Here is an 8,368-nt window from a genome sequence, read left to right on the forward strand (position 1 = left end):
CATTATGGGTAGTATTAAACGTTATTTGCAGTTTGTTCGTCCGTATAAGAAACAGATTGCCCTTACCATTTTCGTCGGGATTTTGAAGTTTTCCATCCCGCTCGGATTACCGTTACTTTATAAATATGTCATCGATAACTATTTGACGGACGACGCGCCGAGGCAGGACTACACGACGCTCGTCTGGTTGTTCAGCATCGTTTTCTTCGTCTTCTTGGTCCTCAAGCCACCGATCGAATACTTGCGTCAATATTTGGCGCAGTGGGCCGCAACGCGTGTCTTGTTCGATGTGCGGAACCGGTTATTCGACCACGTCCAAAAGTTGTCACTCCGCTATTATTCAAACAATAAGACGGGACAAATCATTTCACGGATCATCAATGACGTCGAACAGACGAAAGACTTCGTCATCACCGGGCTGATGAATATTTGGCTCGACATGGTCACCATTCTTATCGCCATCGGGATCATGTATACGATTGACCCGCAACTCACGTTGATTGCGATTTTACCACTTCCGTTTTATGCGATCGCAGTCCGCTATTTCTATGGGCGGTTGCGTCGTTTGACGCGTGAACGGTCGGCGGCACTCGCTGATTTACAAGGGCATTTGACAGAGCGTGTCAACGGGATGGCGGTCATTCGGAGTTTTGCGCTAGAGCCATATGAGAATAAGGCATTTGAACAACAGAATGGTGGTTTCCTCAACGCGGCACTTAAACATACGAGTTGGAACGCCAAGACGTATGTCGTCGTATCGACCATCACCGACATCGCGCCAATCCTCATCTTCACGACGGCATCGTGGCTCGTCATTCAAGAAGCGGTATCGCTCGGGACGCTCGTCGCGTTCATCGCGTACATCGACCGACTCTATGCACCGCTCGGTCGTCTCGTCAACTCGGCGACGACACTCACGCAGTCGGTCGCATCGATGGACCGTGTCTTTGAGTTTTTGGATGAAACATATGATATCGAAGAGAAATCGAACGGGTTCGTCCCGTTGTCGACAGCAGGTAAAATCGACCTTGAGCATGTGAGTTTTTCGTATGAACAGGACGGGACAAGAGCGTTGAACGATGTGAACCTTCAAATCCGCTCCGGGGAACGCGTGGCGTTTGTCGGAATGTCCGGTGGAGGGAAATCGACACTCGTCAGTTTGATTCCGCGTTTCTATGACGTGACGGATGGAAGCATCAAAATCGACGGCATCGATGTGCGTGATTTCAAATTACGTGCACTCCGCGACCAGATTGGGATGGTCATGCAGGATTCGGTCCTCTTCAGCGAATCGGTCGCCATGAATATTCGGATGGGGAAACCGGATGCGACGGATGAGGAAGTCATCGCGGCGGCCAAGGCAGCGAACGCCCATGAGTTCATCTCGAAACTACAGGACGGATATGCGACACCGGTCGGGGAGAAAGGTGTCAAACTGTCTGGTGGACAGAAGCAGCGGCTTGCGATTGCACGCGTCTTCTTGAAGAATCCACCGATCTTAATTTTAGACGAGGCGACGAGTGCGCTTGATTTAGAAAGTGAAGCGATGATTCAAGACTCGCTGGCCCGTCTGACGAAAGGACGGACGACGTTAATCGTTGCCCACCGCTTGTCGACCATTACGGACGCCGATCAAATCGTCGTCGTGGATAACGGTCAAATCATGGAGACGGGAACGCATGAAGAGTTGATGCGTCGTCGCGGGGCGTATTACGACCTGTATATGATTCAAGATTTAGCCGTAGTCGAATAATAAAAAAGTCGAGTCCATTAATGGCTCGACTTTTTTAGCGGTCTAAAAATCGTTTACGAACATCCGGGGAAGGGAGTGTGCACACTTCCTTCTTTCCAAATAGACGTGTCCGATGTTTGGCGAATAACGCATATCCATGATCACGAATCGGTCTAGGTATGAAACGAATGAGTCGAAGCAGGCGCCAACGGCCATCAAGGTGTTCGGCAATTCGAATCGCAGCGTCTGATTTTAAGTAAGGAACCCCTTCTTCAATATAGACGATGCTGTCGACTGATTCCGGGATCCGGTGTCGTGTTCGGAGCGACTGACCGACCTCGCTTTGGAGCGAAGCAAAGTGAATCGAGGCGTGTCGATCGTGACGAATGATGAACTGGACACTGGCATCACAGAAGTTGCAATCGCCATCAAATAAAACAATCGCAGGCAAGTACTTCGCCTCCTTCATCGTACTGTTTTACCGTTTTGTCTTCATGTTAAACGTCAAGCAGCGAGTTGGCGAGCAGGTTGCATCTTATAGAGCGATACATAATACAAGTAAGCACCGAGGGCACCGAAGACAAACATGTAACCGCTCATCAAGACCGGACCGATGAACGCGCCGACGACAATGCCTGCCGCGGCGACCAATTTGGCTCCGTGGAACGTGAGGCCGCCGAATGCAAGATAAGAGGCACGGCGTTCAGGGTCGAGGAGGTCAACCTGTTTCACTTGTCGAATCGGCGAGTAGAGGAGTTCGCCGATTGTGAAGATAATCGCGAGTACGGCCAGGACGATAAAGGAGTTCATTGAGGTAATGGCGGCGTATGCTGTGATATATAACGATAAGCCAATGAAAAATATGGTCTTCTCTTTGAAACGTTTGACGAACGCAGTAACCGCAAACGTGATGGCGACGACGAGCAAGGTGTTCTCTAGTTGCATAAACGCCATCATGCGTACCCCGTCAAAAGGTATCCCGAGAATTTGACGACTTTCGAATGACTCTGCTAAATGGACACCGATGTAGTTCGCCATATGAAACTCGGTCGAAAAGACGAGCATACTTCCAAATACGAATGTGATCCAACGGCGGTCACGTAACGCGATTTTGTAGTTTTCGATGACGCCATGAATCGGGTTTGACGGTGTTGAACGATTGCCGGTGTATGTGTCGACCAAATAGCGTTGAAGGACGATGGTGGTCACAGTGAGAATGACCGTCATACCAATGAAGAGGGCAAAACGATGGTCGCGATAGAAGGCACCGCCGAGCATGACGCCTCCGGCGATAGCCAAGTTGACGAGCCAGTAGTCATACACGTAGATGGCTTTTCGATTCGATTCTTCCATGGAGTCGATGACGATTGCCTCAAGTGCCGGATAGTTCAATCCGTTCGAAACGGCATGTCCGAAGTAGAGGATTGCGACGACGAGTGCCCAGTTATTCGATGGGTGAATGGCGATGGTCATCCCAAGAAAACAGATGATTTGAATCACCTGGCCAATTTGTAAGACAACCTTCCGATTGAACCGATCGGAAAAGTACCCACCGAATAGACCGGTCAAGTAACCGACGATAACGAATGAGGTCATGATGATTCCAGCGGGGACTTTCCCCAACTCTTCTGAGAAATAGAGTGCCATGAATGGGAAAATGGCTGATCCGACGATTCGAATACAAAATCCGCAAACGAGTCGCAAACGGACATTTAATGGAAAATCTTTAAATTTCATATGGTGAGCACCTCCTTGGTTCTACTGTAATGGGGGACGGTACATGATAAAAAGAGACACTTTTTTTAAAGATGTCCCCTTTTACAAAAAAAAAGAGATGCTCGCGCATCTCCCTCTCTTACAATTGAGCAAACGAGCGGTGTACCGCTTCGATCGTCTCTTCGATATCTTGTTCCGTATGCTCTGTCGTCAAGAACCAGGCCTCATATTTCGATGGAGCCAAGTTCACGCCATTCTCCAGCATCAACTTGAAGAAACGTCCGAACTTCTCACCATCTGACTTTTCCGCACCTTCATAGTCGGTGACGATTTCATCCGTGAAGTAAACGGTGAGTGCCCCCTTCAAGCGGTTGAGCGTGATGGTAATGTCATGCTTTTCTGCTGCCTCGCGGATGCCAGCTTCTAGTTTTGCACCGAGTGCGTCTAATTTCTCATAGACACCAGGTTGCTCGAGCACTTCAAGGCAAGCGATTCCTGTCGCCATCGAGGCAGGGTTACCGGCCATCGTGCCGGCTTGATATGCAGGTCCGAGTGGAGCGACCGTCTCCATGATTTCAGCCTTGCCCCCGTAAGCACCGATTGGTAGACCGCCACCGATAATCTTACCGAGCGCTGTCATATCCGGTTCGATGCCATACACTTGTTGGGCACTTCCGTATGTGAAACGGAACGCCGTGATGACCTCATCATAGATGACGAGTGCGCCGTGTTCATGTGTGATATCATTGACAGCTTGTAGGAAACCTGGCTTCGGTTCGACGATTCCGAAGTTCCCGACAATCGGTTCGACGAGGACACATGCGACCTGGTCTCCCCATTCTTTCATCATCTCGCGATACGCTTCGACGTCGTTGAATGGGACGGTGATGACTTCTTTGGCAGTGGCTTTTGTCACACCTGCAGAGTCCGGAGAACCGAGTGTCGCTGGACCACTACCTGCCGCAATCAGCATGAGATCCGAATGACCGTGATAACAACCGCTGAATTTCACAACGAGTTCACGACCGGTGTAAGCACGGGCGACTCGTACTGTCGTCATGACGGCTTCCGTCCCCGAGTTCGTGAATCGTACTTTATCCATCGAAGGGATGGCTTGTTTTAGTTTCTTCGCAAACTCGACTTCGAGACGATGAGGTGTCCCGTAAAGTAAGCCTTTTAAAGAAGCATTGACGAGCGCTTCATGAATATGGGGATGGGCGTGACCGGTAATGATTGGACCGTACGCTGCCAAATAATCGATGTAGCGATTCCCGTCTACATCATAGAAATAGGCGCCTTCGCCGCGTTCCATATATACAGGAGCACCGCCACCGACCGCTTTGAATGAGCGGGACGGACTGTTGACACCTCCGACGATATGAGTGAGTGCATCTTGGTACAATGCATCAGATGACTGACGAGTTGATGAAGTAGTCATATGTATTGCCTCCTTATTCAAATTCGCACTTATTGTAACATAGCCGTCAACCGCTTAAGCTCAGTGTTTGACGAGTAGTTGAGAAATCAGTACACTATTTATAAAGATTACTATGTAAGAAATAAGTTAATGTTCAAAACTATTTCGCATGAATTTTATAGAAGAAATGAGGGATTGACGTGGGAAGCGAAATGCTTGACCATGCTGTTCAGTCGCTCCGGGAACATGGAGTCAGAATGACGCCTCAGCGCCAGGCCATTTTGGAGTACCTCGTCACGGAGCACAGTCACCCGACTGCGGATGACATTTATAAGGCACTAGCCGCACGGTTTCCGAACATGAGTGTGGCCACTGTATACAACAACTTGCGCGTCTTTAAAGAGGTAGGCCTTGTTCAAGAGATGAACTATGGGGACGCCTCGAGTCGTTTTGACTTTGTGACGTCAAAGCACTATCACATCATCTGTGACACGTGTGGAAAAGTCGTCGACTTTAACTATCCTGTATTAGATGAAATCGAATCGGTTGCATCTCAATTGACTGGATTCAAAGTTGATCGTCACCGTCTTGAAGTGTACGGAACGTGCCCGTCTTGTCAGTCTGAACAATCGCAAACACATTAAAAAACCACATCCGACTGCTCGGATGTGGTTTTTGTGTTAGTCCGTTTGTTGTGACTGACGTTTGTTGTATTTCTCATCGAACTCTTTACCTTCAAGTGAGCGGTCGATTGTGAGCGGTTCGTCGCAATGCATACATAAGTCGACGCGTCCGAGCATCTTCGTCTCTTTTTCACAGTTCGGACAAGTCACGATGATGGCTTTTGTCGAGGCCATCCCGACGATGAAGTAAAGGGCAGAGCTCGCAAGTACCATGACAAATCCGAGAAGCATGAAAATAATCATGAGCCAGGTGATGGATTTGGCGAGAAGGCCGAGATACATGACCCCAATCCCACCGAAGATAAGAAGTAATGCTATATTACGTGCGCGGTTGATTTTGTTCCCCCGTTTTTTCATGAGTGAATCCCTCCAATAGTCTGTCTCTATAATAGCTCATCTTCAAACGAGTGAGAAGTTCCTGCACTTTTTCGGCAGGAGTTTTTTGAAAAGAGGGCGAAATTGGTTCGTATCGAAAATGACAATCGTCATATATAGTCAACTTGCGATTGGGAGAGAAGGGGTCCAGATGACGATGGAATATGCGACTCGCACCATTTACTCAGAATATGCTGCATTAAAAACGACACTCGGGATTATTGAAGTGAAGAAAAAGCGGGCACGTGATCCGTTGACGGATCAATCGGATCGCCTGCTCATTGTGATTGAAGCAAAACCAGAACCGTTTTGGACGGTGAAACACTATCAGGTCGGTCAAGAAAAAATTGTCCTGCACGTAGTCAGTGACTCGATGATGGATCGGTGGATTGTCTTGAATGAAAATCGGCGAGCCATTCATTGGATTGAAGACGGAATCGTCTTGTTCGAACGAAATGAGTACATTTTAGAGTTACGACAGCGCAACCGTAATTTAACGAATCGGGAACAACGTTTACAACTCTCAATCTCTTTCGCAAAGTTGTTGCGTCGGTTTGAAGACGGACGTTATCTATTTTTAGAAGGGGAGTTCCAAGACGCCTTCACTCAGATTCATCATGCGCTCACTCACCTGGCACGCCTCTCGATTCTTGAGGCGGGGATTCATCCGGAAATCGTATTGTGGGAACAGGTACGAGCCATTGACCTCGAAATTTATAAGCTGCACGATGAATTGGTCGGAGGACAAGAATCGCTTGAACAGCGCATCCACCTTGTCGTCATTGGCATGGAACATTTGATTCAATCGAAAGTGTTGCCGGGGACGTTGTTATTACTTCAGACGATGCAGGAGAAAGGCGGAGCGTGGACGTTCTCAGAATTGATGGAACATCCGAATTTGAATGAGCTCCGTGTCGACCTTGGAAGCATCATTGGTTTTTTAGTGAAAAAAGGGTATGTTCGAACGGTCACGAGACCGACGAAAGGGGTCGGGGTAGAGGCAGTGCTTTATGAGATTGCTTAACTTCCCTTTCATAGGAACAATGAGGAGAAAATCAGTTATATGAAACTATTGAAATTTAGCGTGGGAACCGTCTTTATTTTATTTGTCACGATTGTGATTTCTGTCTTTGTCGCCCTTTTTACGATGGGAGACCCCATCACACTTGGGCGACCGATTATTTGGACGATATGGTATATGGCCGTTCTACTAATCATATGTATGGGACTCTATGATTTTTCGTCCTTTTCAAAACAAAAGATTCGAAAAGTTCTCGGCTGGGGTGCGTTAGTCGGTGCTGTCCTCTTCGCTTCTGTGAAAGGATATTATATGTATCAAGATAGTTTGAAGATTGAGGAACGCGGTGTGGAGTTGATGGATTATCAGCCGTTCACGGATTCAGAACAATTGGCGAGACTCGATCACGAGGCTTCGGTGAAGTTTGAGGAAGGTTTGCCGCGATTAGATGGAGCGACAGCGCTCTATCCGATGTACGCTTCATTCGTGGAAGCAGTCTATCCGGACTCGGAAACGTATGATCCATATAATGATCAAACGAGTAAAGTCGTGTCGACGACAACACCGGAAGCGTACAGCCGACTGATGAACGATCAGACCGACTTGATTTTCGTCGCTGGTCCATCTGACCGTCAATTGAAGGTTGCGAAACAAAAAAACGTTTCTTTACATATGACGGCGATTGGAAGGGAAGCATTTGTGTTCTTCGTCCATGAAGATAACCCGGTCGATTCTTTGACGATGGAACAAGTTCGGGGGATTTATTCAGGAGACATTCGGAATTGGGAAGAGGTCGGAGGGGACTCGGAATCCATTCGTGCTTTTCAACGACCGGAGGACAGTGGCAGTCAAACGGCGTTACAAAAGATGATGGGCGAACAAAAGCTCATGGAGGCGCCGGTAGAAGATGTTCCTGAAGGGATGGGTGGAATCATTCAACAAACTTCATCGTATCGGAACCATAAAAATGCGATTGGATTCTCATTTAGATACTATGCGACAGAAATGGTGCATGACCATGAAATCAAGTTACTTCGTATAGAAGGAATCGAACCGACCGTTGAAACGATTCAGGATGGATCGTATCCACTGACTTCTGAATTTTATGCGGTGACTACGGAAGAGAAGGCAGAGCGATATGAAGAATTTCTAAAATGGCTCGAAAGCGAGGATGGGCAGATGTTAGTTGAGAAGACGGGCTATGTCCGTCTCGATTAATACAAAGCAGAAGGTTTACTTTTCATCATGTTGATGGGAAGTAAATCTTTTTTAATTTTTATTGGTTTTTGTATTGACGAAGTGGTAAATAGAGATTATAGTTATAAACGTTGTCACGGCAAAAGATTATTTCAGAAAAACAATTTGTGAAAAAGTTGTTGACGAAAACAATCAAAACGTGATAGATTAATGAAGTCGCCAAGAGCGGC

Annotated in this window: 8 protein-coding genes; 4 read left to right on the forward strand and 4 right to left on the reverse strand. The window is 47.6% G+C overall.

Annotated features, from left to right (window positions below; all coding sequences use genetic code 11):
- The first annotated feature begins 4 nt into the window (after positions 1-4).
- Positions 5-1,753 carry an ABC transporter ATP-binding protein gene (locus OKS35_RS13515; protein ID WP_264093238.1) on the forward strand — a complete coding sequence of 583 codons (1,749 nt, stop codon included), beginning with the start codon at positions 5-7 and terminating at the stop codon, positions 1,751-1,753.
- 34 nt (positions 1,754-1,787) lie between these two features.
- On the opposite strand, the gene OKS35_RS13520 is transcribed toward OKS35_RS13515, so the two are convergent.
- The 3 genes from OKS35_RS13520 to OKS35_RS13530 form a co-directional block, all read right to left on the reverse strand.
- Entirely contained in the window at positions 1,788-2,183 is a 396-nt protein-coding gene (locus OKS35_RS13520; protein ID WP_015880898.1) for a thiol-disulfide oxidoreductase DCC family protein, read from the reverse strand.
- Positions 2,184-2,236: 53 nt separating this feature from the next.
- Positions 2,237-3,469 (reverse strand): MFS transporter, encoded by a 1,233-nt coding sequence (locus OKS35_RS13525; RefSeq protein ID WP_264093239.1) that lies wholly within the window; start codon positions 3,467-3,469, stop codon positions 2,237-2,239.
- 118 nt (positions 3,470-3,587) lie between these two features.
- The gene (locus tag OKS35_RS13530; protein ID WP_159563592.1) at positions 3,588-4,886 is read right to left on the reverse strand and encodes a glutamate-1-semialdehyde 2,1-aminomutase; all 1,299 of its coding nucleotides are present in this window, start codon (positions 4,884-4,886) and stop codon (positions 3,588-3,590) included.
- 191 nt (positions 4,887-5,077) lie between these two features.
- Between OKS35_RS13530 and perR the strand changes: the two genes are divergently transcribed.
- Entirely contained in the window at positions 5,078-5,509 is a 432-nt protein-coding gene (perR, locus tag OKS35_RS13535; protein WP_031421138.1) for a peroxide-responsive transcriptional repressor PerR, read from the forward strand.
- 36 nt (positions 5,510-5,545) lie between these two features.
- Here perR and OKS35_RS13540 read toward each other — a convergent pair whose 3' ends face one another.
- The gene (locus OKS35_RS13540) at positions 5,546-5,905 is read right to left on the reverse strand and encodes a YgzB family protein (protein WP_031421140.1); all 360 of its coding nucleotides are present in this window, start codon (positions 5,903-5,905) and stop codon (positions 5,546-5,548) included.
- Positions 5,906-6,074: 169 nt separating this feature from the next.
- Between OKS35_RS13540 and OKS35_RS13545 the strand changes: the two genes are divergently transcribed.
- On the forward strand, positions 6,075-6,947 hold the full coding sequence (locus OKS35_RS13545; RefSeq protein ID WP_078147894.1) for a nucleotidyltransferase-like protein: 873 nt from the start codon (positions 6,075-6,077) through the stop codon (positions 6,945-6,947).
- Between the two features lie 39 nt (positions 6,948-6,986).
- A complete protein-coding gene (locus OKS35_RS13550; protein WP_264093240.1) occupies positions 6,987-8,159 on the forward strand; it encodes a substrate-binding domain-containing protein in 1,173 nt (390 codons plus the stop codon).
- Positions 8,160-8,368: the final 209 nt, after the last annotated feature.

It is taken from the genome of Exiguobacterium sp. N5 (assembly GCF_025842465.1).
Lineage (GTDB): Bacteria > Bacillota > Bacilli > Exiguobacteriales > Exiguobacteriaceae > Exiguobacterium > Exiguobacterium profundum.

What these genes read in the sequence shown, in the direction of transcription:
- OKS35_RS13530 (WP_159563592.1), bottom strand. Translation starts at nt 4,886, where the DNA reads ATGACTACTTCATCAACTCGTCAGTCATCTGATGCATTGTACCAAGAT.
- OKS35_RS13545 (WP_078147894.1), top strand. Translation starts at nt 6,075, where the DNA reads ATGACGATGGAATATGCGACTCGCACCATTTACTCAGAATATGCTGCA.
- perR (WP_031421138.1), top strand. Translation starts at nt 5,078, where the DNA reads ATGCTTGACCATGCTGTTCAGTCGCTCCGGGAACATGGAGTCAGAATG.
- OKS35_RS13515 (WP_264093238.1), top strand. Translation starts at nt 5, where the DNA reads ATGGGTAGTATTAAACGTTATTTGCAGTTTGTTCGTCCGTATAAGAAA.
- OKS35_RS13540 (WP_031421140.1), bottom strand. Translation starts at nt 5,905, where the DNA reads ATGAAAAAACGGGGGAACAAAATCAACCGCGCACGTAATATAGCATTA.
- OKS35_RS13525 (WP_264093239.1), bottom strand. Translation starts at nt 3,469, where the DNA reads ATGAAATTTAAAGATTTTCCATTAAATGTCCGTTTGCGACTCGTTTGC.
- OKS35_RS13550 (WP_264093240.1), top strand. Translation starts at nt 6,987, where the DNA reads ATGAAACTATTGAAATTTAGCGTGGGAACCGTCTTTATTTTATTTGTC.